Source organism: Streptomyces sp. NPDC048338 (genome assembly GCF_043201055.1).
In the GTDB taxonomy this organism is placed as follows: Bacteria; Actinomycetota; Actinomycetes; order Streptomycetales; family Streptomycetaceae; genus Streptomyces.
The window spans coordinates 376,190-400,673 of sequence record NZ_JBICYQ010000008.1 but is presented as its reverse complement, the minus strand read 5'-3'; the positions used below and the strand labels follow the sequence as shown (position 1 = coordinate 400,673).

Sequence of the window (24,484 nt, the reverse complement as noted above, 5' to 3'; positions counted from 1 at the left end):
CGGGCGCCGGGCCGTGTCTCAGACGGCGACGGGAGCGGCGTCGGCGGGGGCGGGGCCCCGCCCGGTGATCGCGAGGAAGGCGTCCTGGAGGGTCGCGACCCCGTGCTCGGCCTTCAACGCGGCGGGACTGCCCTCGGCGACCACCCGGCCACCGTCCACGACCACCAGCCGGTCGGCGAGCGCGTCCGCCTCGTCGAGGTAGTGGGTGGTCAGCACGACCGTCGTGCCGTGCGTGTCGCGCAGCCGGCGCACCAGCGCCCACAGGTCGGCCCGGCTGCCGGGGTCGAGGCCGGTCGTCGGCTCGTCGAGGAAGAGCACGTCCGGCCGGTGGGTGAGCCCCAGCGCGATGTCGAGCCGGCGTCGCTGCCCGCCGGAGAGCGCCGCCGTCCGGCGGTCGAGCAGCCCGGTCAGGCCCAGTTCGCCGGCCAGCTCCTCGGCGCGGGCCGCGGCCTCGGCCTTGCCGAGACGGTAGAGGCGGCCCTGGAGGACGAGCTCCGAGCGGACCGTCTCGGTCGGATCGACGCCGCCGGACTGGGCGACGTATCCGATGCGGCGCCGGACGGCCGCGGGGTCGCGGACCAGGTCGTGTCCGGCGACGGTGGCCGCGCCGCCGGTCGGCGGCAGCAGGGTCGTGAGCATGCGCAGGGTGGTCGTCTTGCCGGCGCCGTTGGGGCCGAGCAGGCCGAGGATCTCGCCGGGGCGCACGGTCAGGTCGATGCCGCGCACCGCCTCCACGGGGCCGAGCTTCGTCCGGAAGGTCCGGGCGAGCCCGGACGTACTGATGATTGGCATAGGGACCACAAAAACAGAGTCACTGCATTTTTGCAATGCCTCCAAGTTTCAACTCACCCCGAGACGATCCCTAGGATGGGGACATGGCTGAGGGGCTCAGGGAGCGCAAGAAGCGCCAGACGAAGCAGCGGATCTCCGACATCGCGACGGGGCTCTTCCTGGAGCACGGCTTCGTGACCGTGACCGTCGCGGAGGTCGCGGAGGCGGCGGACGTGTCCGTCAACACCGTCTACAACTACTTCCCGGCGAAGGAGGACCTCTTCCTCGACCGGCTCGACGGGGTCACGATGCGCCTGGCCCGGATGATCCGCGGCCGCGACGCGGGGGAGTCGGCCGCGGCCGCGGTGCTGCGCGGGATGCGCCAGGACATCGGGGCGGTCTCACCCGCGTACGGGCTGATGGAGGGCTTCGACGCCTTCATGAACGTCATCGAGCACGCGCCCACCCTCAAGGCCAGGCTCTTCTACCTCCAGCAGGAGGTCCAGGACGCGGTCGTCGCCACCCTGCGCGAGGAGGCCGGCGCGCCCGCCGACGACCCGCTGCCGCTGCTCGTCGGCGGACAGCTGGCCTGGATCGAGAACACCGTCGTCGGCTACATCACCCGCGAGATGACGCCCGGCCGCAAGGCCACCACCGTCTCCCGCGAGGCCCTGGTCCTCCTCGACGAGATCGAGGACCTGCTGAGCGACCGCGTCCTGACCTACGCCGTACGCGGCTCCTGACGCACGCCCTGCGCGGCGGGGGCGTGTCTCGCGGATCCTGCCGGGCGCCCCGCGTCCGGATCGGCGAGCGGGCCGCGGGACCTGTCGCGAGTGTGACGTCCGTCAAACGGGGCGTGACGCGCATTACTTCACGGTCACACGGCGGCTCACTCCCGCTAATCTCCGCCGAAGAGCCAGAGAAGTGAACAGGCGTTAAGGGGTGGAAGATCGTGGCCAGGAAGCTCGCCGTCATCGGGGCCGGACTCATGGGGTCCGGAATCGCGCAGGTCTCGGCCCAGGCGGGCTGGGACGTCGTCCTGCGTGACGTCACCGACGCCGCCCTCACCCGTGGCACCGACGGCATCAAGGCGTCGTACGACCGGTTCGTCGCCAAGGGCAAGCTGGACGCCGCCGACGCCGAGGCCGCGCTCGGCCGCATCACCGCGACCACCGAGCTCGAAGCGGTGGCCGACGCCGACATCGTCGTCGAGGCCGTCTTCGAGAAGCTGGAGGTCAAGCACGAGATCTTCCGCTCCCTCGACAAGGTCGCCAAGGACGGCGCGGTCCTCGCCTCCAACACCTCGGCCATCCCGATCACCAAGATCGCCGCGGTGACGGAGCGCCCGGAGGCCGTCGTCGGCACCCACTTCTTCTCGCCGGTCCCGATGATGCAGCTCTGCGAGCTCGTCCGCGGGTACAAGACCAGCGACGAAACCCTCGCCGCCGCGCGGGCGTTCGCCGAGTCGGTCGGCAAGACCTGCATCGTCGTCAACCGCGACGTGGCCGGCTTCGTCACCACGCGGCTGATCTCCGCGCTCGTCGTCGAGGCCGCGAAGCTCTACGAGTCGGGCGTCGCCACCGCCGAGGACATCGACATCGCCTGCAAGCTGGGCTTCGGTCACGCCATGGGCCCGCTCGCGACCGCCGACCTGACGGGCATCGACATCCTGGTGAACGCCACGAGCAACATCTACACCGAGTGCCAGGACGAGAAGTTCGCCCCGCCGGAGCTGATGCGCCGGATGGTGGACGCGGGTGACATCGGCCGCAAGAGCGGGCAGGGCTTCTACAAGCACTGAATCGCTGCGAGTCGGAACTGAGTTCTGTTCGGTCGCTTCACCATCACCCCACAGGGTGAATTCGGTATCAGTTCGCTTACAAGGCGCAACGCTTCTGCTCGCACGGCAGTCAGTTGTTGCAAAGACGGAGCACTCCCGGGGAGCGCATATGCACATCAGGGGCGACCATGTCGAGCTGGTCGTCGGGGGCCGCCTCGACGTCCGTAGCGCGGCGGACGCCCGTACGGTCCTGCACTCGGCCGTCGACGACGGCGTCGGCGACCTGGTGCTCGACCTGACCGGTCTCGACTCCTGGGACGCGACCGGGCTCGGGGTCATCATGGGCGCGCACCGCCGTGCCGGCCGCTGCGGCCGGCGGCTGGTGCTGCGAGGCGTGCCGCCGCAGATGCAGCGGCTGCTGGTGGCGACCCGGCTGCACCGCATCCTCGCCATCGAGGGCGGCCTGGCGGCCGAGTCGCTGCCCCGGGTGTGAACCGGCTGTGAAGCGCTTGTGAGAATGAGGCGTCCCGCCTCAATCCTCACAAGACCGTGACGTCTGGGGCGGCGCGGTACCCCGCCTGTTCCCGGATGGCGGAAGACGGTCTAGGGTTCGGCTCGCCTGCCCATTCACGAACCCACCCGGCGGGCACCGGACCAGAAGCGACGGCGAGCGTGCAGATCGGCCGGGAGGGGCTTCGGCGCGCACCGCTTTTGGGGGCTTGGATCATGGACCCGATGAACCGGGGGCCGGAAGAGTTCGGCCACGACAACGAGGGTGACGACACCCGCGAGACCCGCGGCGGGCTGCTGCCCGAACGCGGGCCCTCCGTACCCACCCGGGCGCGTACCACCCGGCTCGTCTCCGGCGACCTGCTGCTGACCGTCAACCCGGTCGACGGCAGCGAGATCGAGGCCTGCCCGCCCGGCGAGCAGCCCGGGCCGTCCCGCCGCCGCACCGGCGAGGAGCGCGTCGAGGCGACCCGTGCCGCCGGCCCGCCCGTACTGCCGGGCCCCGCCGCGGTGCCGCTCCCGATGCTCGAACGGCAGGAGCAGCGCGACCAGCTGGTCCAGCTCCTGTCCCGGGGCCGCTCCGCGCGCCTGACCGGCCCCGCCGGCTCCGGCCGCAGCACCCTCCTCGACAGCGTCGCGGCCGACTGCGCCGACCTCGCGCCCGACGGCGTCGTCCGGCTCTCGGGCCTGCACCGCACCCCCACCGAGCTGCTGTACGAGCTCCTCGCCGCGGTCGAGTACGCGCCGGACCAGCGCCCCGACCGCCCCACCCTGCTCGACCGGGTCGCCGGCATCGGCGCCGTCGTCGTCGTGGACGACCTGGAGTTCGGCGGCGCCACCCTCGACGAGCTGCTCACCGCGGCCCCCGAATGCGCGTTCCTGTTCAGCGCCACCCCCGACGTCGCCGCCGCCTCGCCCGCGGCGCACGTCGAGGAGGTCGCGCTCGCCGGTCTCGGCCGGTCCGCCGCCCTCGAACTCCTGGAGAGCTCCGTCGGCCGGTCCCTCACCGAGGACGAGGCCAACTGGGCGGGTGACCTCTGGTTCGAGTCCGAAGGACTGCCGCTGCGCTTCGTGCAGGCGGGCGCGCTGCTCCGGCAGCGAGACCAACTGCGGGTCACGCCGGTCGAGTTCGACGCCTTCGGGGCGCTCGACGACGCCTTCGGCCCGGCCGCCGGCACGAGCCGGGCCACCGACGAGGCCGACGACATCGACAACGACGCCGCCGTCGTCGACGCCGACGAGGTCGAGCTGCGCGAGATACCGCTGCCCAGCCTCGGCGAGGGCGCGGCCCCCGCCGCCCTGCTCGCCTCCCGCCTCAGCCGCTCCGCGCAGGAGACCCTGAGGTTCGCCGTCGCCCTCGGCGGCGAGGTGCCGCACCAGGCCCACCTCCCCGCCCTCGTCGGCGACACCCACGCCGACGCCGCCCTCGGCGAGCTCATGGGCTGCGGACTGCTCTCCCCGGCCGGCACCCGCTACCGCCTCGCCGCGGGGGTGCAGACCCAGCTCCTCGCCCAGGGGTACGGCGAGGACACGGCCGACCGGGCCCACACCGTGGCCCAGCACTACGCCTGGTGGGCCGGGCACCCCTCCGTCACGCCCACACGGGCCGCCGCCGAGTCGGACGCCCTGCTGGCGGCCCTGGGCGCGCTCGTCCCGGGCACCGACTCCGAGCACCCCGCCACCGCCGTCCTCCTCGCCCGCAGCGCGGCCCCCGCCTTCGCCGCCGGGCTGCACTGGGGCGCCTGGGAGCGGACGCTGCGCAGCGGTCAGGAGGCCGCCCGGCTCGCCGGCGAGGTCGCCGAAGAGGCTTACTTCCACCACGAGTTGGGCGTCCTGGCGCTCTGCTCCGGAAACCTGGAGCGAGCCCGCGCCGAACTGGAGGCCTCGGTCGGCATGCGCGGCGTCCTGTCGGACAAGCGCGGCACCGTCGCCGGCCGCCGGGCGCTCGCCCTGGTCGCGGACCGCACCGCGGTCCCGGGCCACGGCGAGGAGGAGACGACCGCCACCCGGCGCGAGGGACCCGTGTCCCCGCCCCGCGGCATCCCGGCCCTGCCCGCCGGCCCGGCCAAGGCCGTCACGAAGCCGGTCCCGGCCTTCCCCGGCTTCGGGGACCCGGGTCCGACCGTGCTCACCCACTCCGCCGTCGCCGACGGCGACGAGAAGCGCCGGTCCGCCGGTCGCTGGGGCGTGCTCGCCGGCGCCCGCCGCAACGTCGTCGCCGTCAGCACCGGCGCTCTCCTCGCCGCCGTGCTCGGCACCGTGGTCATCATCGGCGCCACCTCCGGCAGCACCGACGACCCCGGCACCGGCCGGGTCACCTCCGACAGCACGGCCGACGAGGGCGACGGCGGTCTGGACGTGGACGTGCCGGCGGGCGACGGCTCGACGGACGGCCCGTCGGAGTCCCCCTCTCCCGGCGCCTCCGGATCCGCCTCGCCCGGCGCGAGCGGCACGGCGGCGACCCCGTCGTCCCCGGCCGGCTCCATGAGCCCCGGCGGCCCGACCAAGGGAGCGCCCAGCACGGCGCCGACCAGCCCGCGCCCGACGACGACGCCGACGACCCGGCCGCCGACGACCCGCCCCCCGACCACCCCGCCGACGACTCCGCCGACGACTCCGCCGACCACGCAGCCGACGCCGACCGACACGGCGACCTCCGAGAACCCGGGCAACTCGGCCTCGGCGACGCTCAGCAGCGGGCCCCCCGTCTCCACCGCCCCCGAGGGCACCCCGGCCTGACGGCTCCCGTACGACGACGACGGCCCCGGACGCGTTCACCGCGTCCGGGGCCGTCGTCGTGGACCCGGGACGATCGCCCGGAGGTGCCTGGGTGCTTCGTCCGGATCACTGAGGGCCAACGCTGCTCGTCCCCACCTGGTTCGGTGAGGACCTGGCGGAGGAGTTCGGCCCCGCGGCGGTCAGAACAGCCGCAGCTTGTCGTCCTCGATGCCGCGCATCGCGTCGTAGTCGAGCACCACGCAGTCGATGCCGCGGTCGGTCGCGAGCACCCGGGCCTGCGGCTTGATCTCCTGCGCCGCGAAGACGCCCTTCACCGGCGCGAGGTGGGGATCGCGGTTCAGCAGCTCCAGGTACCGGGTCAGCTGCTCCACGCCGTCGATCTCGCCGCGGCGCTTGATCTCCACCGCGACCGTGCCGCCGTCGGCGTCACGGCACAGGATGTCCACCGGTCCGATCGCCGTGGGGTACTCGCGGCGGATCAGGGTGTGGCCCTCGCCAAGTGTCTCGATGCGATCGGCGAGCAGCTCCTGGAGGTGCGCTTCCACGCCGTCCTTGATGAGGCCCGGGTCCACGCCCAGTTCGTGCGAGGAGTCGTGGAGGATCTCCTCCATCGTGATGATCAGTTTCTCGCCCGCTTTGTTCACCACGGTCCAGATGCCGGCCTCGCCGTCGACGCCCTCCTTCAGCGTGCACGGCGGGGACATCCAGTTGAGCGGTTTGTACGCCCGGTCGTCCGCGTGGATGGAGACGCTTCCGTCTGCCTTGACCAGGATCAGACGGGGAGCGGAGGGCAGGTGGGCCGTGAGCCGGCCCGCGTAGTCCACGGAGCAGCGGGCGATGACGAGACGCATGGTCGGCAACGCTACAAGACGCACGCTCTTCCGCGCGATTCGGCTGTTAACACCCGTCCCGCGCCCGTCGGTTATTGGCCGGTTGTGTTCCCAATCTCCTGGTGTGCTTCGGACCGCGCGCTTAACGTGGAAGCAGGAGGTCGCCGTCCGTGCACGCAGCGTGTCGTACGGGGGGTCCTTCATCCCTGCCCGTAAGACCCCGCCCGTCGGGGTCGCGAGAGGAGAACCCATGTCGCTCGACGTCTCACCGGCGCTGTTGGAACAGGCCGAGCGAGGCGAGGTCGACGAAGCCGACTTCGTCGACTGCGTCCGGACCTCCCTGCCCTACGCATGGGAGATGATCAGTTCTCTGGTGGCCCAGCTGAAGGTCGACGGTGGAGAGTTCGCCGACAACCAGACGCCGCCGCCGAACGAGCAGGCACGTGGTCAGCTGTTGCGTGCACTGGCGAGCGACGCGATCCGTGGTGCGCTGCAGCGGCACTTCGGGGTGCGTCTTGCCTTCCAGAACTGCCACCGTGTGGCGGTGTTCCCGCTGGACCCGGCGGTTGACGAGCGGCTGGCCCGCTTCACCTCCGTGCGGGGCCAGCTGCTCAACCAGTCGCCGGAACTCCGCGACTGCTGAGGCACGGTGCTGCCGCTCCGCATCGCGGGAGACACGAACGATGCGAGAGACACCGGAGCGGCAGCATCCCCCGGTGCCCGCCCCCCCCCGGCGACCCTCCATGACGTCCTTCGCCTCAGACGAGCAGGGGCAGCACCTCGGCACCCAGCCGCCGCACGTTCTCCTCGGTGGCGGCGAGGTCGCCCGAGCCCTCGGCGAGCAGCGCGAAGCGCGTGATGCCCGTCCGCTCCGACGTCGCCGCGAGCCGGTCCGCGGCGCGTCGCGGTGTGCCCACGGGGTGCAGTCCGCACAGCAGTTCCGTGTAGGCCACCGGATCGCGCATCGACCGGTGCCGGCCGTCGACGGTCACATGGGCGTCGAGCCCCTGCTTCAGCCAGCCGGGCATGGCCTTCACCAGCGCCTCGGCGGCGTCCGCGCCGCGGTCCGCGAGCTGGGCGACGCCCGCCGAGACGTGTCCGGCGCCGATCCGCGCGATCTCGTCCGGGTCGCGCCCGGCCTCGCGTGCGCAGCGCCGCCACGCGGCGACCATGTCGGCCTTCTCCTCGTCGCCGCAGTGCATCCCGAGCAGCATCGGCAGCCCGCGTTCGGCGGCGAGGCGGACGCTCCTGAGGGAGGTGCAGGCGACGACCACCTCGGGCGTCGGGTCCCCGCCGATCAGCTCGTCCGGACGGGGCACCACGGCCACCTCGCGGAAGGAGAACCGCTCGCCGTCCGCCCCCACCCGGGGTTCGCTCAGCCAGCGCAACAGCAGGTCGAGCGACTCGGGGAAGCCCTGGTCGTACGCCTCCAGGCCCGCGCCGAAGACCTCCAGGTCGACCCACGGACCTCCGCGGCCCACCCCGAGGGTGAACCGTCCTCCGGAGGTGAGGTGCAGCAGGGCGGCCTGCTCGCCGAGCGCGACCGGATGGACGCTCGGCAGGACGCTCACCGCCGTGCCCACCCGGACGCGGCGCGTGCGGCCCAGCAGCAGCGCCGCCAGGGTCACGGCCGACGGGCAGACGCCGTACGGAACGAAATGGTGCTCGGCCAGCCAGACCGAGTCGAGCCCCGCCTCCTCGGCGACCTCGGCGGTCCGCACCGCACGGTGCAGTGCCTCCCCCTGGCCCTGCCCCGGGAACTGGGCGGCCAGAACAAACGTACCCACGCGCATCGCCTTCTGCCTCCTTGCGGCCGACGCGTTTCTCCCCCTCCACACCGGCAACAACGTCTGACACGTGCCAAAGGCAACGGCTCTTCATGAAGTTCTTGCGATTTTCCGCTAACCCGCTCCCGGGGCCGGGCGGGGCAGCGCGTCGCGCCCCGTAGGCTGGACGGAACCGTCTGTGCTCCCAGCGTTCCCCGACCCCGTGAGGTGAAGAGAGTGTCGCCGCGTCGCAACCGCCCCCAGGGCGGCGAGAAGCCCGATCCCCAGGGTGATGCGGGCGACCGGTACGGGGGGTCGCAGCGCACGGAGTCATGGCAGGGCGAGGAGTGGTGCGTCCGGCACGTGGCCGGTGCGAGCGCGCCCGGCAAGCGCTACCGCTGCCCCGGCTGCGACCAGGAGATCCCCGGGGGAGCCCCGCACGTGGTGGCCTGGCCCGAGTACGGGGGAGTGGAGGACCGGCGGCACTGGCACAAGGCCTGCTGGAACGCGAAGGACCGCCGCACCTCGCGGGTGCAGCGGTCCCGTAACGCACCGCGCCACTGACGCGCGGACCGGGCCGTCGTCAGACGTCCCGGCTGTTCAGCAGGGCGTACGCGCCGCCCATCGCCGCGGCCGTGACGGCCGCCAGCACCAGGACCGGCTCCCAGCCGGCCGGACCCTCGCCGTTGAAGGCGGGGGTCTCGCTGTAGAGCGCGATCATCTGCGAGGGGATCGCGTACATCAGGAGCGCCTCCTGCACCGACTTCAGCGACTCCGAGAACATGAACATGGCGGCCACCAGCGGCAGCAGCAGCACGCCGATCATCACGGTGATCGCACCGGCCGAGTGCCGGATGATCGACCCGAGCGCCAGCGAGAGCAGGCCGAGCAGCGCCAGGTAGAGACCGGCGCCCACGGTCGCCCGCAGCCACTCCGCGCCCGTCGGCTCGGCGGCGCTGACCATCGCGACCTGGATCGCGCCGGTGAGCGCGGCGACGACCGTGGTCAGGGTGAAGACGAGCAGGAAGAAGACGATCGCCTTGGCGGTCAGCACCCGGGCCCGGCTCGGGCACGCGGTCAGCGTCGTACGGATCATGCCGGTGCCGTACTCGGAGGCGATGGTCAGCACGCCGAGGGTGATCACGCAGATCGAGCCCGGCAGCATGCCGAAGAAGCCGAGGCCGAGCGCGGACTCGTTCTGGGTCTCGGGGGCGTTGGCGGCGACCAGGGCGGCGACGCCGAGCCCGATGCCGAGCATCAGCAGCACCATGACGCCGAGCGTCCACATCGTCGAACGCACGGAGCGGATCTTGGTCCACTCCGAGGCGAGCGCGTCACCGAGGTGCGCCTTGCGGACCGGGATGGGGGACACGTAGGAGTAGGGGGTCGTCATCGGGGGTCCTCGGGCTTCGGGGCGGGCTCGCTCTGCGTCGCGTACGGGTTCTGTCCGGGCGGCGGCGGGGCGTACCAGCCCTGCTGCGGCACCTCGGGCACCACGTACCCCGGCTGCTGCTGCGGGGCGTGCGGGAACTGCTGCGGCTGAGGCTGCTGAAGGTGCGCCAGCTGGTCCTCGGTGGAGCGGTAGTCCACGGCGCCCTGCGTCATCCGCATGTACGCCTCCTCCAGCGACGCCTGGTGCGGCGACAGCTCCCAGAGCCGTACGTCCGCCTCGTGCGCCACGTCGCTGATCCGCGGCAGGGCGAGCCCGGTCACCCGCAGCGCCCCGTCCGGCTCGGACATCACCTGCCCGCCGGCCTCGGTGAGGGCGGTGGTCAGCTTCTCCCGCTGCTGCGGCTCGGTCTGCGGCGTCCGGACGCGCGCGAAGTCGGCCGAGTTCGCCGAGATGAAGTCCGTGACGCTCATGTCCGCGAGCAGCTGGCCCCGCCCGATCACGATCAGGTGGTCGGCGGTCAGCGCCATCTCGCTCATGAGGTGACTGGACACGAAGACCGTCCGGCCCTCGGAGGCCAGCTTCTTCATCAGGTTGCGCACCCAGAGGATGCCCTCGGGGTCGAGGCCGTTGACCGGCTCGTCGAAGAGCAGCACCTGCGGGTCGCCGAGGAGCGCCGCCGCGATGCCCAGGCGCTGCCCCATGCCGAGCGAGAAGCCCTTGGAACGGCGCTTGGCGACCTCCTGGAGGCCGACGACCCCGAGCACCTCGTCGACCCGCTGCGCCGGGATGCCGGCGAGCTGGGCGAGCGAGAGCAGGTGACTGCGCGCGCTGCGTCCGCCGTGCACGGCCTTGGCGTCGAGCAGCGCGCCGACCTGGCGGGGCGCGTTCGGCAGCTGCCGGAAGGGGTGCCCGCCGATCGTGACGTGGCCGGAAGTCGGCCGGTCGAGGCCGAGGATCATGCGCATCGTCGTCGACTTGCCGGAGCCGTTGGGTCCGAGGAAGCCGGTGACGGTCCCCGGCCGTACTTGGAAGGAAAGGTTGTACACGGCCGTCTTGGCGCCGTAGCGCTTCGTCAGGCCGACTGCCTCGATCATTCTCCAGCCCCATCGACAGGTCAGGTCGTCGTCGGGGCCGTGGCCGTCGGCCGGAGCCCCCCGTATGAGCTAGGAGCTTATCGAGCCGTTGACGGTTCCGGCCAAGGCGGAGGAATGGCCGGACGCCTTCGGCGGGTGCCCGGACCGCCGGACCGCCGGACCGGCTCAGCCGGTCCCGGTCCCGGACGGCAGGGAGCCCGGCAGCGGCGGCAGGTCGTCGTACCGGCGCAGGGTGTCCGACTCGTCGAGGTACGGCACGAAGTCGTCCGGCGGCAGCACCCATCCCTCCTCGCCGAAGAGGGTCGTCCCCCGGGCCCGCGTCCCGGTGTCCCCGCCCGCCCGCTCCACCCACGCCTCGGGGTCCGGGCCCAGCAGCTCGTGGAGGCGGGGGGAGCGGCCGAGCAGCCCGGACAGGATCGTCGCCTGGTCGCCGCCGCCCGGCAGGGGCCGCCCGCCGACGGGGGCGAGCGTGCCGTGCGCGCTGAAGTAGATGTAGGCGCCGCCCAGCCGCTCCCCGGACGGCATCGTCATCGCGAACTCCTCGCCGGGCAGGATCGCGCGCCGGTAGTCGGGGAACTCGGTGTCGTCGACCGCCTTCAGCTGGCGCCCGTCGAGCCAGGTGACCACCAGGGTGGTGGTGGTCCCCGGGGCGACGACCGGCGTGGCCGCCACGTATCCCGCGGGACTGATGTGGCCGGAGCAGCCGACGCCGATCCCCTCGACACGCACCGGGACCATGGGGACGAACACGGGCAGGCCCAGCCGGAGCAGCTTGTGCCGTACCTGGCCCGGCGAGGCGTTGGAGCCCACCGCGATGACCGGATGGCGGCGGCCGACCGGGGTCTGGCCGTGCGCCACGAGGACGTCGTCGAGAGTGCCGCCCTGCTCGGCCTGCCAGGCGCCCAGCCGGGCGGGGCGTACGTCCAGGGGCAGCAGCTCGTCCTGAGCGAGCAGGGAGGGCTGGGTCGCGGGGCGTCCGGGATAGACGAGGGGACGCTCGGCGGCGACTTCGTCCAGGCCGAGGGCTGCCAGGCTGCGGTTCATCGGATGGGCCCTTCGGGGTCGTGCGGTCGACGAGCTGTGCAGGGTGCGCCGGACCGTTCCGGGAGAGCGTACGGGACGGCCGACCCGGCGTATACCGGACACACCTCCGCTCGGGCAGAATGCGACCAGCGGTATCAATTCACTTGGGGGGAAGTGGAGTTGCGGTTCACAAGAAACTGGAGACGGCGCACCCGTCCGCATCCGAGACGTCGTACGTCCGTACGGTGGTGGATCGCCGGGCGCGCGGTTCACGTCCTGATGGCCATGACCCTCGGCGCCCTGATGGCGCTCTCGACCGTCATCGCCGTCGCCTGGACCCTCACCGAGTCGTCGCCGGTCCCGCTGGCCGACCGGTTCGGCGACGTCGAGAAGGTGGTCAGCACCTCGCTGGAGGCGTTGCGCGCCTGCGTCGGGACGGACAACCTCAGCCCGCAGGACGGGAACCTGACCCACCAGGTGCTGGCCTCGGTCGCCTCGGTGACCGGCGCACTCGCCCCGGCCGTGGTGCTCGGCGTCGTCATGATCAAGCTCTTCGCGCTGCGGCCGTTCGTCTGGCGCCGGAGGGCCAGCATCTCCCACGCGTGGGCCGCCGACTTCCCCGGCTACTCCCGGGAGCACGCGGCCAGCGACGACGCCATCATCGCCGTCCGCTTCTACAACTACCTGGACAACCTCACCGTGGTCGACCTGCGCGCCCGCGCCCATCTGCGCTACCTGGAGCGGTCGCCGCACGACGGCAGCCTGGTCATCTACAAGAAGTGGCTCAAGGTCCTCGACGAGAAGGGCGAGCCCGCCGACGAACGCTCCTGGCTCGCGGTCGAACGGGGCGCGCCCTTCACCGTGTGGATCCCGCTGGACGCGCCCGCGGACGCGCTGCCCTTCCGGCACATCCAGGGCAAGGACCTGAGCGACTCGGTCGGGGTGAAGCTCCTCGTCCGGCTGACCGCGCGGACGGTCGGCCTCGGCACGGAGGTCGTCGACGAGCGGTGGTTCGACCTGGACGGCGACGACTTCGAGCGCGGCCGCTTCACCCCGCTCCACGCGGACCCGGCCGTCGACGTGTGGGACTGGCGCGGATGGGACGGCTTCGACGAGGTCCTCGCGGACGAGGGCACGCCGCCCGACGTGCCGCCTGGGTCCGACGCGGTGCCGGTGCCGCGCGATCCGTCCGCGGCGGGATGAGGGCGGGGGGGAGGGGGAGGGGGTTCCGGGGGAGGGGGCTTGGGGGGTGCGGGTTTTTGGGGCGTTGGGGCCGGGGCTCTTGTCGGTTTCTGGTGGTTGGCCGCCCTCTCTCCGAGTGTGGCAGCCGGGCCCGTGCCCTCAAGGGCGCTCCTCGTTCCTCGTCGCGTCGCTGCGCGATGGCCTGGCGGCCACCCTTGACCGCCCGGTCCCGGCTGCCTTTTCACACTCGGAGGGCGGCCCGGGGAGGGGCCAGGCGGGGGGTGCGCATTTCCCGGGCGCCGTCGGCCCGTGTCGGGTCCGGGGGTGGCTTCCCGCACCCATTGAATGGGGCGACCCGGCGGTGCTTAGCGTCGAGCGGTCGTTCCCTGGCTGGGATTCATGCCCCGCTGGTCACTCTCCGGTGGGGGTGAAGCCGAATCCGCAGGCGGCATCGCCAGTTCGGGTCAGGCGAATCCCATCCGCCCCGCCCGTCCCATCGCCGGTCTGGGATCGGCTGCCCGATGACGCTACGGCGTACATTAAGCCCCCCGAGAGTCCGATATGACCCTAGAAGTCCCATATCCCGCCCAGTTACCGCAAGTAATGTACGTCGTAGCGTCATTCGGGAGTCCCACTCGCCAGCGAAGGATCCGGACCGGGTGGACGAGGCCCGTCTGGGGCGTCGACTCTCCAAGGGGTCTCGGATTCGGCTTCACCCACCACCGGAGAATGACCAGCGGGGCATGAATCCCCGCCAGGAATCGAGTGGCACCCGCTAAGCCGTGCCCGACTGCCCCATTCAATGGGTGCGGGAAGCCACCCCCGGACCCGACGGGGGCCGACGGCGCCCGAGAGGCACCGGCCCCCGCCCTGGACCCCCTCCCCGGGCCGCCCTCCGAGTGTGAAAAGGCGGGTGGAGGCGACGGGTCAAGGGTGGAGCGAAGCGAAATCGGCGAAGCCGACGCGACGAAGGAGCGCCCTTGAAGCGGCGCCGCAACCCGCCACACTCGGAGAGAGGGCGGCCAACCACCAGAAGCAATCGAAGTAGCCAGGGCCCAAGAGCCCCAAGACCCGCACCCCACAAGTCCCCCGCTGCCAGGCGCCCCCGCTACCAGCCTCCCGTCCCCTCAGGCGTCCCGCTTCTTCAGGACGAGGTAGCCGCCGAGCAGTGCCGCGGCCACCCAGACCAGCATGATGCCCAGTCCGCCCCACGGGCCGTACGGGGCCTCCTCGGAGTTCATCGCGTCCGGCACGACCTGCATGATCTTCGAGCCGGCCTGGTCCGGGAAGTAGCGCGCGACCTCCTTGGCCTTCGGGACCGCGGAGAGGATCTGCGAGACGAGGAAGAAGAACGGGACCAGGATGCCGAGCGACAGCATCGAGGAGCGCAGCATCGCCGCCACGCCCATCGAGAACAGCGCGATCAGCCCCATGTAGAGGCCGCCGCCCACCACCGCCCGCAGCACGTTGTCCGCGCCGATGGTGGTGCGGTGCTCGCCGAGCAGCGCCTGACCCAGGAAGAAGGAGAGGAAGCTGGTGGCCAGGCCGACCAGCAGGGCCAGCGCGCCGGCCACCGCGATCTTGCTGAAGAGGAAGGTCGCGCGCTGCGGGACGGCCGCCAGCGAGGTGCGGATCATCCCCGAGGAGTACTCGGTGCCGACCACCAGGACGCCGAAGACGACCATCGCCAGCTGACCGAGCACCAGTCCGGAGAAGCTGACGAAGGTCGGGTCGAAGGTGGCCTGCTCGGCCTCCGAGAGGTCGTCGAAGGTGGACGCCAGCAGGGCGCACAGCGCCGCGCTCATCGCCACGGTCACCAGCAGCGCGCTGGCCAGCGTCCAGATCGTCGAAGAGACCGTACGGATCTTGGTCCACTCCGACTGGAGGACCGCGGATACCGCTGCCATCGTTCAGGCTCCCTTGGTGGTGTCGCCCCAGCGGGGACCGGCGGCGTCGGGCGCGGCCGCGCCGTGTACGTCCGTGCCGTGCGCGTGGTACTCCACGGCGCCGGCCGTCATCTGCATGAACGCCTCCTCCAGGGAGGCGCGCTGGGCACTCAGCTCGTGCAGGACGAGCCGGTTCTCCGCGGCCAGTTCACCCAGCTTCTCCGTCGTCGCGCCGTCCACCTCGAGGGTGCCGCCGCCCGCCTCCACGGCGGTGAAGCCGTTGGCCCGCAGGACGTCGCGGAGCTGTTCCTGCTGCGGCGAGCGCAGGCGTACGTAGCTGCGCGAATTCTGGTGGATGAAATCGGCCATCGACGTGTCTGCCAGCAGCTTTCCCTGACCGATCACGATCAGATGATCGGCTGTCAGGGCCATTTCACTCATCAGATGGCTGGAAACGAAGATCGTCCGGCCTTCGGCGGCCAGCGCCTTCATCAGATTGCGGATCCAGTGAATTCCCTCGGGGTCCAGACCATTGACGGGTTCGTCGAACATCAGGATCTCGGGATCACCGAGAAGCGCCGAGGCGATTCCCAGCCGCTGCCCCATGCCGAGCGAGAAGCCCTTCGACTTCTTCTTCGCGACCTGCGTCAGACCGACCAGGTCGAGCACCTCGCCGACCCGGCTCGACGGAATGCGGTTGGACTGCGCGAGGCACAGCAGGTTGTTGTACGCCGACCGGCCGCCGTGCATCGCCTTCGCGTCGAGCAGCGCCCCGATGTACTTCAGCGGTTCCTGGAGCTCGCGGTAGTGCTTGCCGTCGATCCGGACCGATCCGCTGGTCGGGTTGTCCAGGTCCAGCATCATGCGCATGGTGGTCGACTTGCCGGCCCCGTTGGGCCCCAGGAAGCCGGTCACCACGCCAGGCCGGACCTGGAAGGAGAGATGGTCGACCGCCGTCTTCGTTCCGAACCGTTTCGTCAGGCCCTCGAGCTCGATCATGCGTACCAACCTACGGGCGCGAAAAACCCTCCGCCACCGGAATGACGGAGGGTTTTCGCACCTTCTTGGAGGCCCGGTTCGCCTCCGGGACCCCTCAGCCCCTTCGGCTCACTCGCCGTGCCTGCTACCGGGTCTGCTGGGCCGGGACACCGCGGGTGGCCGGCTCGTCGTCGATCGGGGAACCCGCCGCGGCCACGGCCGCACCGGTCAGGGTGGCCAGCATCTCGCGGACGTTGGTCAGCTGCGCGTTGATCGAGTCGCGACGGTTCGTCAGCGCCGCCAGCTCGCGCTCCGATTCCGACCGGATCCGGTCGGCCTTGGCGTTCGCGTCGGCCACGATGTCCTCGGCCTGGCGCTGCGCGGTCTCCACCGTCTGACGGGCCCGGCGCTCCGCGTCCGTACGCAGCTTCTCGGCCTCCAGCCGCAGCTGCTCGGCGCGGTGCTCGATCTCCGCGAGGCGCTTCTCGGCCTTGGCCTGACGCGAGGCCAGGTCGCGCTCCGACTGCTCGCGGCGCTTGGCCAGGTTGGTCTCGAAGTCCGCGGCGGCCTGGGCGGCCTTGGCGCGGGTCTCCTCGAAGAGGGCGTCCGCCTCCTCGCGCTTGGACTGCGCGTCCTTCTGCGCCTCGGCGCGCAGCGAGTTGGCCTCACCCTGGGCCTTCTCGACGATCCGGACGCCCTCGTCCTCGGCCTTCGACTTGCGCTCCGCGGCGAACGACTCGGCGTCGTTGCGCACCTGCTGCGCGGCCGACTCGGCCAGCTCGCGGTGCTGCTCGGCGGCGCGCCGGGCCTCCTCGCGCAGGTCCTTCGCCTCCTCCTCGGCGAGGCGGAGGATCTTCTCGACACGCGCACCGAGACCGGCGTACGACGGCTCGGCGTCGGTGACCTGGGCCTGGGCGTTCTGCGTCTCGAGGTGGAGCTCCTCGATGCGCTTTTCCAGAGAGGTGATTCGGGCCAGAGCACTGTCACGGTCGGCGACGAGCTTGGTAATGCGGTCATCCACCTGACCGCGGTCGTAACCACGCCGCACGAGCTCGAAGCCGAAGGGGGAGGAAGTGTCGCTCATGGGGTTCCTGTCGAATGAGACCGGTGAGGTGTTAGAGGGAATCCTAGGCGCCGAAGCGGCGTGTCATCGAGCGGATGCCCGTTTGATCTGGAGAATGTCCAGCCTTTTGAGTGGCTAGCCCTCGGAAGGCTTGCCACTCGAACGTGTAACCCCCGCGGACGCACCCGCCTTCACCCCGTCCTTCGCTCCGCCAGGTGCTTCGAATGACTCCAACGCCTCGAGGACGTCCTGGACACGGGAGATCTCGGCATTGATGTCCTCGCGGCGACGCACCAGGACATCCAGATCGCGCTTGCCCTCGGAGATCATCTTCTCCGCCTCGCTCTCGGCGTCCGCCTTGATCTTCTCCGCCTCACCGACGAGCGAGGCCTTCTTCTGCTCCGCCTCCTTGAGCAGCGCCTCGGCCTTGCGGACCGCGGCGATGCGCACCTTGCCCGCCTCGGAACTCGCCTCGGACACCAGCTCCTTGGCCTTCGCCTCGGCCTCGGCCCGCTGCTCCGTCGCCGCCTTCACGAGCTTGTCGACCCGCTCGCCGGCCGTCTTCATCTGCTCGGCGGTCTCGCGCCGCGCCCGCTCGTGCAGCTCCTCGATCTCGCCCTCGAGCCGGGCACGCAGCTCCTCGGCCCGCTCCCTTATGGCCGTCGCGTCGCTGCGCGCTCCCACCAGGAGCTCGTCCGCGTCCGTACGCGCCTTCTCCACCTGCGAATTGCCCTCGACCGTCGCCTCGGCGACGATCCGCTCGGCCTCCTTGCGGGCCGCGCCGACCATCGTGTCCGCCTGCGACTCCGCCTCGGTGGCCGCGCGCAGCGCCTCCTCCTGGGCCTTCGCCATGAGCTGGTCGGCCTGCTCGGCCGCGTCGGCACGGCGCTTGGCACCGGCCTCGCGCGCCTCGTCGAGCGTCCGGTCCGCCTCGGACCGGGCGTCCGCCCGCATCTGCTCCGCCGCCGCCTCGGCGTCCTCGCGGACGCGTTCGGACTCGGCGCGGATCCGCTCGGCCGCCTGCTGGGCCTGGCCCACGTTGTCCGCGGCCTCGGCCCGCAGTCGCTCGGCCTCGTCCGACGCCTCGGTACGCGTCCGGTCGGCCTGGCGCGCCGCCTCGGCGGCGATCCGCTCGGCCTCGGCGGTGGCTTCGCCGATGAGCTGGTCGGCCTGTTCGGCGGCGTCGGTGCGGCGCTTGTCGGCGGCCTTGCGGGCGTCGTCGAGGACCTGCTCCGCGTCGCTGAGGGCGGCGGTGCGCAGCGCCTCGGCGTGCGCCTCCCCGTCCCGCTTGACCTGCTCCGCCTCGGTCCGCAGCCGCAGCGCGTCCTGCTCGGTGCTCTCCAGCAGCTCGGCGGCCTCGGCGGTGAGACGCTCGGCCTCGGCGGTGGCTTCGCCGATGAGCTGGTCGGCCTGTTCGGCGGCGTCGGTGCGGCGCTTGTCGGCGGCCCTGCGGGCGTCGTCGAGGACCTGCTCCGCGTCGCTGAGGGCGGCGGTGCGCAGCGCCTCGGCGTGCGCCTCCCCGTCCTCCTTGACCTGCTCCGCCTCGGTCAGCAGGTCCGAGACCTCGGACGTGATCCGGTCGGCCTCGGCCGTCGCCTCGGAGACCAGGAGATCGGCCTGGGCCGCGGCCTCGGACCGGATCCGGTTGGCGTCCTCGCGGGCGTCCGCACGGGTGCGGGCCGCGTCCTGCTCGGCCGCGGCCAGCGAGTCCGACGCCTCGGTCCGTACCCGCTGGGCGTACTCGGCGGTGTCCGCGCGCAGCCGGTCCGACTCGGCGATCGCGTCCGCGACCGTCCGCTCGGCCAGCGCCTTCGCGGCCGCGGTCTCCTCCTGGACCCCGGCGCGGATGCGGTTGGCGTCCTCGGTCGCCCGCTCCCGCTCCTCGTACGCGTCGGCGCGGACCCGGTCCGCCTCCTCCTGCGCCTCGGTGCGGGTGCGCTCCGCCGCGTGCTCGGCGGCGCTGCGCAGGCCGGCGACCTCCTCCTCGGTCTGCTCCTGGAGCCCGGCGACGGAGTCCCGGACCTGCTGCGCGGTCTGTTCGGCCGCCGACACCATCTCGGTCGCGCGGCTGTCCGCCTCCTCGACCAGACGCTGCGCCTCGGTCTGCGCCTCCTCCACCCGCTTGCGGGCGGAGGCGAGCAGCTCCTCGGACTGCTCGCGGGCGTTCTCGCGCTCCCGGCCGGCCTCGGAACGGGCCGAGTCCAGGGTCTCCTCGGCCTCCCGGCGGCGCCGGTTGGCCTCCTCCTGCGCGGCGGCCAGCGCCTCGGCGGCCTCGGCTCCCACCCGCTCGGCGGCGGCCGCGGCCTCGGCGCGGACCCGGTCCGCGGTCTCCTGGGCCTCCGTCTTCAGCCGCTCGGCCTCGGCGGACGCCTCGGTCCGCAGCCGGACCGCGGCGTTCTCGGCCTCGGCGCGCGAGGTGGACGCGTCCGACGCGGCCTCCGTGCGCAGCCGCTCGGCCTCCTGCTCGGCCTGCGCCTGGAGCGTGCGGATCCGCTCGGCGGCCTCGGCGCGCAGCCGCTCCGTCTCCTCGGACGCCTCGCGCCGGATGCGCTCGCTCGCGGCGCGGGCGTCGGTGAGGGCCTGCTCGGCGTTCTCGACCCGCGACGCCGCCTCGGTGTGCAGCCGGGTCAGCTCGTCGGCGGCCTCCGCGTGCCGCGCCTCGACGGCCCGCTCGGCCTCCTCGCGCAGCTCGGTGGCGGCCCGCTCGGCGGCCTCCTTGACGCCCTCGGCCTGCTCCTCGGCCTCGGTCCGCATCCGCTCGGCCTCGGCGCGGGTGCGATCCAGGGTCTCCTCGGCCTGGGTGCGCAGCGTCTGCGCGCGCTCCATGGCCTCGGCACGGACCCGGTCGCCCTCGGCGCTCGCGCCGGCACGCATCTCGTCGGCGTCCGTGCGGGCCTTGGTCAGCAGCTCCTCGGCCCTGCGGGCCGCTTCCTCGATCTGCTGGACGGCCTCGCGCCGGGCCTCGCCGCGGATCCGCTCGCCCTCGGCGATCGCCTCGGCACGCAGCTGCTCGGCCTCGCCGCGCAGCCGGCGCGCCTCCTCCTGCAGCTCGACCGTCTTGGCGCGGTACTCCTTGGTGTCGTCCTTGGCCGAACCCAGGACCTCGCCGGCCTGCTCCTCGGCCTGGCTGCGCAGCCGGTCGGCCTCGCTCTCGGCCTCGCGACGGATCCGCTCGGCCTCCTCGGACGCCTTGCGGGTGGTCTCGCGGGCGTCCTCGGACGCCTTGGTGAGGACCTCCTCGGCGGACCGCGCGGCCTTGGCCAGCGCTGCGGCGGAGTCCTCGGCGACGACCGTACGGGCCTTCTCGGACGCCTCCGAGACGAGCTTCTCGGCGGCGGCGGTCGCCTCGCGGAGCTTCTCCTCGGCCTCGGCCTTGAGGGTCTCGGCCTCCTTGGTGGCCTCCCCGACGAGCCGGGCGATCTCCGCCTTCGCCGTGCGGGTGCGCTGCTCGTTCGTCGACTCGGCGGAGGAGAGCGTCTTGGCCGCCTGCTCCCTGGCCTCGGTGAGGGCCTTCTCGGCCTCCGTACGGGCCTCGCGGAGCTTCTCCTCGGCCTCCTGCATCCGCTGCTCGGCGGCGCGGGACAGCTCGGTGGCCTGCTGGCGGGCCTGGTCGCTCTCGGCGGTGGTGGCCGACCGGAGCTGCTCGGCGTGGCTGGTGGCCTCCTGCGCCTGCGTGGAGGCGGCGTTCAGGAGCCGTTCGGCGTCCCGGCGGGCGCGGAGCAGGATCGCCTCGGCCTCGGCACGGGCGGACTCCGCCTCGGAACCGACCCGGTGCCGGGTCTCCTCGGCGAGCCGGGTGGCCTCGGCGCGCGCGGTGGTGAGCGACTGCTCGGCCTCGGCGCGGGACTCCTCCATCAGGCGGCGGGCCTGGGACTCGGTCCGGGCGCGCAGCTGCTCTGCCCAGGCGACGTTCTCGTTGACGTGCGCCTCGACGGTCTGGCGGCGCTCCGCCAGCTCCTGGTCGAGCCGCTGCCGGCGCTGGACGGCCTCGGCGTGCAGCTCGGCCTGCAGGCGCGCCTGGTGCTCGGCGTGCTCCTGAAGGATCCGCTGGGTCTGGGCGCGGGCGTCGCGCAGCTCGCGCTCGGCGTCCTGGCGCAGCTGCTCGGCCTGGATCTGCGCGTTCCGCAGCAGCTGCTCGGCCTGGTAGCCGATGTCCGCGCTGTCGTACGCGGGCCGGGTGGCGATCGTGCGGCGCGCTTCGTGCAGCTTGGCACGCAAGACCTCGACCTGGTAACCGAGGTCCTCGGCGTGCTGGACTGCCTTCTCCCGCTCGGTCTTCAGCCGGTCCATCTCGGCTTCGAACCGCGAAAGATGGTCGTCTTCAGCTCGGTGGCTCTCCTGGCGTTCGTAGCCCCGCACTGCGCGGTCCCATCCGTCCCCTGGTCGCAACTCCTCTGAGCACCGTTCCCCGGCGAACGGGCCCCCCGGGGAATGGTGGCAGATCGGATACCCCGACTTCGACGCCGCATGGCATGCGGCACCGACCGGCCCCGGCCCGGAGCCGCCCACTCTACCGGGCCGGGAATCCGGAGGTCAGTGCTCCGCCGAGGAGTGGTCGCCGGAGGGCTCCGCCGAGGTGACCAGTTCGGTCAGGACACCATGGCAGTCCTTGGGGTGGAGGAAGGTGATGCGGGAGCCCATGGAGCCGATCCGGGGCTCGTCGTAGAGGACCCGGACGCCCTTGGAGCGGATGTCGGCGGCGTCGCCGTCCACGTCCGCGGTCCCGAAGGCGATGTGGTGGACACCCTCGCCGTTCTTGGCCAGCCACTTGCCCACCGCGGAGTCCTCGCGGGTGGGCTCCAGGAGCTGGAGGTACGAGGCACCGCCGTCGGAGGTCTCGTTGATCTTGAGCATGGCCTCGCGGACGCCCTGCTCCTCGTTGACCTCGGAGTGGAACACCTCGAAACCGTACGTCGCACGGTAGAACTCGACGGTCTTGTCGAGGTCGAAACAGGCGATCCCGATGTGGTCGATTCGCGTCAGCATTCCTCCAGTGCAGCGCCAGAGAGGTGGTTACGCAACGTGCGCGCCGTCACACCGGTGGGCCGGTGACCTCGCGCGGCACCGCTCAGTACATTGGCGGTAAACCCTCGTTCACTCCTCATCCCAAGGGGCCGTGTCTCATGTCTGGAACGACCGGTACCACCTCAGTGATCGTCGCGGGCGCCCGCACGCCCATGGGGCGACTGCTCGGCTCGCTCAAGTCCTTCTCCGGCGCCGACCTGGGAGGCTTCGCCATCAAGGCGGCGCTCGACCGCGCCGGCATCGGCGGCGACCAGGTGCAGTACGTGATCATGGGCCAGGTGCTCCAGGCGGGCGCCGGCCAGATCCCCGCCCGTCAGGCCGCCGTCAAGGCCGGCATCCCGATGAACGTCCCGGCCCTCACCGTCAACAAGGTGTGTCTGTCCGGCCTGGACGCGATCGCGCTGGCCGACCAGCTCATCCGCGCCGGCGAGTTCGACGTCGTCGTGGCCGGTGGCCAGGAGTCGATGACCAACGCCCCGCACCTGCTGCCCAAGTCCCGCGAGGGCTTCAAGTACGGCGCGATCGAGATGCTCGACGCGATGGCGTACGACGGCCTCACCGACGCCTTCGAGAACATCGCCATGGGCGAGTCCACGGAGAAGCACAACACCCGCCTGGGCATCCAGCGCGCGGAGCAGGACGAGATCGCCGCGCTGTCGCACCAGCGCGCGGCCGCCGCGCAGAAGAACGGCGTCTTCGAGGCCGAGATCACCCCGGTCGAGATCCCGCAGCGCAAGGGCGACCCGGTCGTCTTCTCCCAGGACGAGGGCATCCGCGCCGAGACCACGGCCGAGTCCCTCGGCAAGCTCCGCCCGGCGTTCGCCAAGGACGGCACCATCACCGCCGGCACCTCCTCGCAGATCTCGGACGGCGCCGCCGCCGTCGTCGTGATGAGCAAGGCCAAGGCCGAGGAGCTGGGCCTGGAGTGGATCGCGGAGATCGGCGCGCACGGCAACGTGGCGGGCCCGGACAACTCGCTGCAGTCGCAGCCGTCCAACGCGATCCTGCACGCCCTCGCGAAGGAGGGCCTGAGCGTCGACGACCTCGACCTGATCGAGATCAACGAGGCGTTCGCGGCGGTCGCCCACCAGTCGATGAAGGACCTGGGCGTCACCTCCGAGAAGGTGAACGTCAACGGTGGCGCGATCGCGCTCGGTCACCCGATCGGCATGTCCGGCGCCCGCGTGGTGCTGCACCTGGCCCTGGAGCTCAAGCGGCGCGGCGGCGGCACCGGTGCGGCCGCGCTGTGCGGCGGCGGCGGTCAGGGTGACGCGCTGATCATCCACGTCCGCAACTAGGCGCAGTCCCGGCGAGCAAGGAGCATCGGCACATGGTGGACGTCCCCGAACTGGTCGCCCAGGCGCGGGAGGGCAGGCCGCGGGCCGTGGCCCGGCTGATCTCGCTCGTGGAGGGGGCGTCCCCGCAGCTGCGCGAGGTCATGGCGGCGCTGGCGCCGCTGACCGGCGGTGCGTACGTGGTGGGCCTGACGGGCTCGCCCGGCGTGGGCAAGTCCACGTCGACCTCCGCGCTGGTGGCCGCGTACCGGCGGGCCGGCAAGCGGGTCGGCGTCCTGGCCGTCGACCCGTCGTCGCCGTTCAGCGGCGGCGCGCTGCTCGGTGACCGCGTCCGGATGTCGGAGCACGCCTCCGACCCGGGCGTGTACATCCGCTCCATGGCCACGCGTGGCCACCTCGGCGGTCTGGCCTGGTCCGCCCCGCAGGCGATCCGCGTGCTGGACGCCGCCGGCTGCGACGTGATCCTCGTGGAGACCGTCGGTGTCGGCCAGTCCGAGGTGGAGATCGCCTCCCAGGCGGACACCTCCGTGGTGCTGCTGGCGCCGGGCATGGGCGACGGGATCCAGGCCGCCAAGGCGGGCATCCTGGAGATCGGCGACCTGTACGTCGTGAACAAGGCGGACCGGGACGGCGCCGACGCGACGGCCCGCGAGCTGAACCACATGCTGGGGCTCGGCGAGGCGCGCGGCCCGGGCGACTGGCGTCCGCCGATCGTCAAGACGGTCGCGGCGCGGGGCGAGGGCATCGACGAGGTCGTCGAGGCGCTGGAGAAGCACCGCGCGTGGATGGAGGAGCACGGAGTGCTCGCCGACCGCCGCCGGGCCCGCTCGGCGCGCGAGGTCGAGACGATCGCGGTCACCGCGCTGCGCGAGCGGATCGGCGACCTGCACGGCGACCGCCGCCTGGACGCCCTGGCGGAGCGCATCGTGGCCGGTGAGCTGGACCCGTACGCGGCCTCCGACGAGCTCATCGCGAGCCTGACGGGCAACTGACACGACCGAAGAGGGCCTCCCCGCACGGGGAGGCCCTCTTCGGTGTTCTCGGTGCCGCTCCGCGCTCCCGGCGCGCCCGGGGCCGCCCACGGGGGGTCACCCCGCTTTCGGGCCCGCCGGCGCCGCACACGCCCGGCAGCGGCCGTGCGGGCCCGAG

At 72.4% G+C, this 24,484-nt stretch carries 20 protein-coding genes; 9 read left to right on the top strand and 11 right to left on the bottom strand.

Features of this window, described 5'->3' with window-relative positions; translation table 11 throughout:
- Positions 1-18: 18 nt before the first annotated feature.
- Positions 19-792 (bottom strand): ABC transporter ATP-binding protein, encoded by a 774-nt coding sequence (locus tag ACGFZF_RS21070; RefSeq protein ID WP_393556172.1) that lies wholly within the window; start codon positions 790-792, stop codon positions 19-21.
- Positions 793-875: 83 nt separating this feature from the next.
- On the opposite strand from ACGFZF_RS21070, the gene ACGFZF_RS21065 reads away from it, so the two are divergent.
- From ACGFZF_RS21065 to ACGFZF_RS21050, 4 genes are all read left to right on the top strand, one after another.
- Entirely contained in the window at positions 876-1,514 is a 639-nt protein-coding gene (locus ACGFZF_RS21065; RefSeq protein ID WP_393556170.1) for a TetR/AcrR family transcriptional regulator, read from the top strand.
- A gap of 209 nt (positions 1,515-1,723) precedes the next feature.
- On the top strand, positions 1,724-2,572 hold the full coding sequence (locus ACGFZF_RS21060) for a 3-hydroxyacyl-CoA dehydrogenase family protein (protein WP_393556168.1): 849 nt from the start codon (positions 1,724-1,726) through the stop codon (positions 2,570-2,572).
- Between the two features lie 148 nt (positions 2,573-2,720).
- A complete protein-coding gene (locus tag ACGFZF_RS21055; RefSeq protein WP_024761898.1) occupies positions 2,721-3,044 on the top strand; it encodes an STAS domain-containing protein in 324 nt (107 codons plus the stop codon).
- Positions 3,045-3,277: 233 nt separating this feature from the next.
- Entirely contained in the window at positions 3,278-5,800 is a 2,523-nt protein-coding gene (locus tag ACGFZF_RS21050) for an ATP-binding protein (RefSeq protein WP_393556166.1), read from the top strand.
- A 179-nt stretch (positions 5,801-5,979) separates the two neighbouring features.
- Here ACGFZF_RS21050 and nucS read toward each other — a convergent pair whose 3' ends face one another.
- Positions 5,980-6,651 (bottom strand): endonuclease NucS, encoded by a 672-nt coding sequence (gene nucS, locus ACGFZF_RS21045; protein ID WP_187282896.1) that lies wholly within the window; start codon positions 6,649-6,651, stop codon positions 5,980-5,982.
- Between the two features lie 229 nt (positions 6,652-6,880).
- On the opposite strand from nucS, the gene ACGFZF_RS21040 reads away from it, so the two are divergent.
- Positions 6,881-7,273 carry an SCO5389 family protein gene (locus tag ACGFZF_RS21040; protein ID WP_017236120.1) on the top strand — a complete coding sequence of 131 codons (393 nt, stop codon included), beginning with the start codon at positions 6,881-6,883 and terminating at the stop codon, positions 7,271-7,273.
- Between the two features lie 115 nt (positions 7,274-7,388).
- Here the strand turns inward: ACGFZF_RS21040 and ACGFZF_RS21035 are convergent, their stop codons facing one another.
- Positions 7,389-8,423: an LLM class flavin-dependent oxidoreductase gene (locus ACGFZF_RS21035; protein WP_393556163.1), complete on the bottom strand. Its 1,035-nt coding sequence runs from the start codon at positions 8,421-8,423 to the stop codon at positions 7,389-7,391.
- Between the two features lie 210 nt (positions 8,424-8,633).
- On the opposite strand from ACGFZF_RS21035, the gene ACGFZF_RS21030 reads away from it, so the two are divergent.
- Entirely contained in the window at positions 8,634-8,960 is a 327-nt protein-coding gene (locus tag ACGFZF_RS21030) for an ATP/GTP-binding protein (protein ID WP_393556161.1), read from the top strand.
- Between the two features lie 19 nt (positions 8,961-8,979).
- Here ACGFZF_RS21030 and ACGFZF_RS21025 read toward each other — a convergent pair whose 3' ends face one another.
- The 3 genes from ACGFZF_RS21025 to ACGFZF_RS21015 form a co-directional block, all read right to left on the bottom strand.
- The gene (locus ACGFZF_RS21025) at positions 8,980-9,789 is read right to left on the bottom strand and encodes an ABC transporter permease subunit (protein ID WP_356607708.1); all 810 of its coding nucleotides are present in this window, start codon (positions 9,787-9,789) and stop codon (positions 8,980-8,982) included.
- Positions 9,786-10,883, bottom strand: a complete 1,098-nt coding sequence (locus ACGFZF_RS21020) for an ABC transporter ATP-binding protein (RefSeq protein WP_393556159.1) — start codon at positions 10,881-10,883, stop codon at positions 9,786-9,788. The genes ACGFZF_RS21025 and ACGFZF_RS21020 overlap by 4 nt, the downstream gene beginning before the upstream one ends.
- 165 nt (positions 10,884-11,048) lie before the next feature.
- A complete protein-coding gene (locus ACGFZF_RS21015) occupies positions 11,049-11,927 on the bottom strand; it encodes a hypothetical protein (protein ID WP_393556157.1) in 879 nt (292 codons plus the stop codon).
- 258 nt (positions 11,928-12,185) lie between these two features.
- On the opposite strand from ACGFZF_RS21015, the gene ACGFZF_RS21010 reads away from it, so the two are divergent.
- Positions 12,186-13,109 carry a hypothetical protein gene (locus ACGFZF_RS21010; RefSeq protein ID WP_393556155.1) on the top strand — a complete coding sequence of 308 codons (924 nt, stop codon included), beginning with the start codon at positions 12,186-12,188 and terminating at the stop codon, positions 13,107-13,109.
- Positions 13,110-14,215: 1,106 nt separating this feature from the next.
- Here ACGFZF_RS21010 and ACGFZF_RS21005 read toward each other — a convergent pair.
- From ACGFZF_RS21005 to mce, 5 genes are all read right to left on the bottom strand, one after another.
- Positions 14,216-14,995, bottom strand: coding sequence for an ABC transporter permease (locus ACGFZF_RS21005; protein ID WP_393556153.1), 780 nt, complete (start codon positions 14,993-14,995; stop codon positions 14,216-14,218).
- 3 nt (positions 14,996-14,998) lie between these two features.
- Entirely contained in the window at positions 14,999-15,973 is a 975-nt protein-coding gene (locus ACGFZF_RS21000) for an ABC transporter ATP-binding protein (RefSeq protein ID WP_393556151.1), read from the bottom strand.
- Between the two features lie 124 nt (positions 15,974-16,097).
- Complete coding sequence (locus ACGFZF_RS20995; protein WP_352191692.1) at positions 16,098-17,036, bottom strand: cellulose-binding protein; 939 nt, start codon at positions 17,034-17,036, stop codon at positions 16,098-16,100.
- Positions 17,037-17,150: 114 nt separating this feature from the next.
- The gene (gene scy / locus ACGFZF_RS20990) at positions 17,151-21,374 is read right to left on the bottom strand and encodes a polarized growth protein Scy (RefSeq protein ID WP_393556149.1); all 4,224 of its coding nucleotides are present in this window, start codon (positions 21,372-21,374) and stop codon (positions 17,151-17,153) included.
- Positions 21,375-21,548: 174 nt separating this feature from the next.
- The gene (gene mce, locus ACGFZF_RS20985) at positions 21,549-22,001 is read right to left on the bottom strand and encodes a methylmalonyl-CoA epimerase (protein WP_356607693.1); all 453 of its coding nucleotides are present in this window, start codon (positions 21,999-22,001) and stop codon (positions 21,549-21,551) included.
- Positions 22,002-22,138: 137 nt separating this feature from the next.
- On the opposite strand from mce, the gene ACGFZF_RS20980 reads away from it, so the two are divergent.
- The gene (locus tag ACGFZF_RS20980) at positions 22,139-23,338 is read left to right on the top strand and encodes an acetyl-CoA C-acetyltransferase (RefSeq protein WP_393556146.1); all 1,200 of its coding nucleotides are present in this window, start codon (positions 22,139-22,141) and stop codon (positions 23,336-23,338) included.
- A gap of 32 nt (positions 23,339-23,370) precedes the next feature.
- Positions 23,371-24,327 (top strand): methylmalonyl Co-A mutase-associated GTPase MeaB, encoded by a 957-nt coding sequence (meaB, locus tag ACGFZF_RS20975; RefSeq protein ID WP_356607689.1) that lies wholly within the window; start codon positions 23,371-23,373, stop codon positions 24,325-24,327.
- Positions 24,328-24,484: the final 157 nt, after the last annotated feature.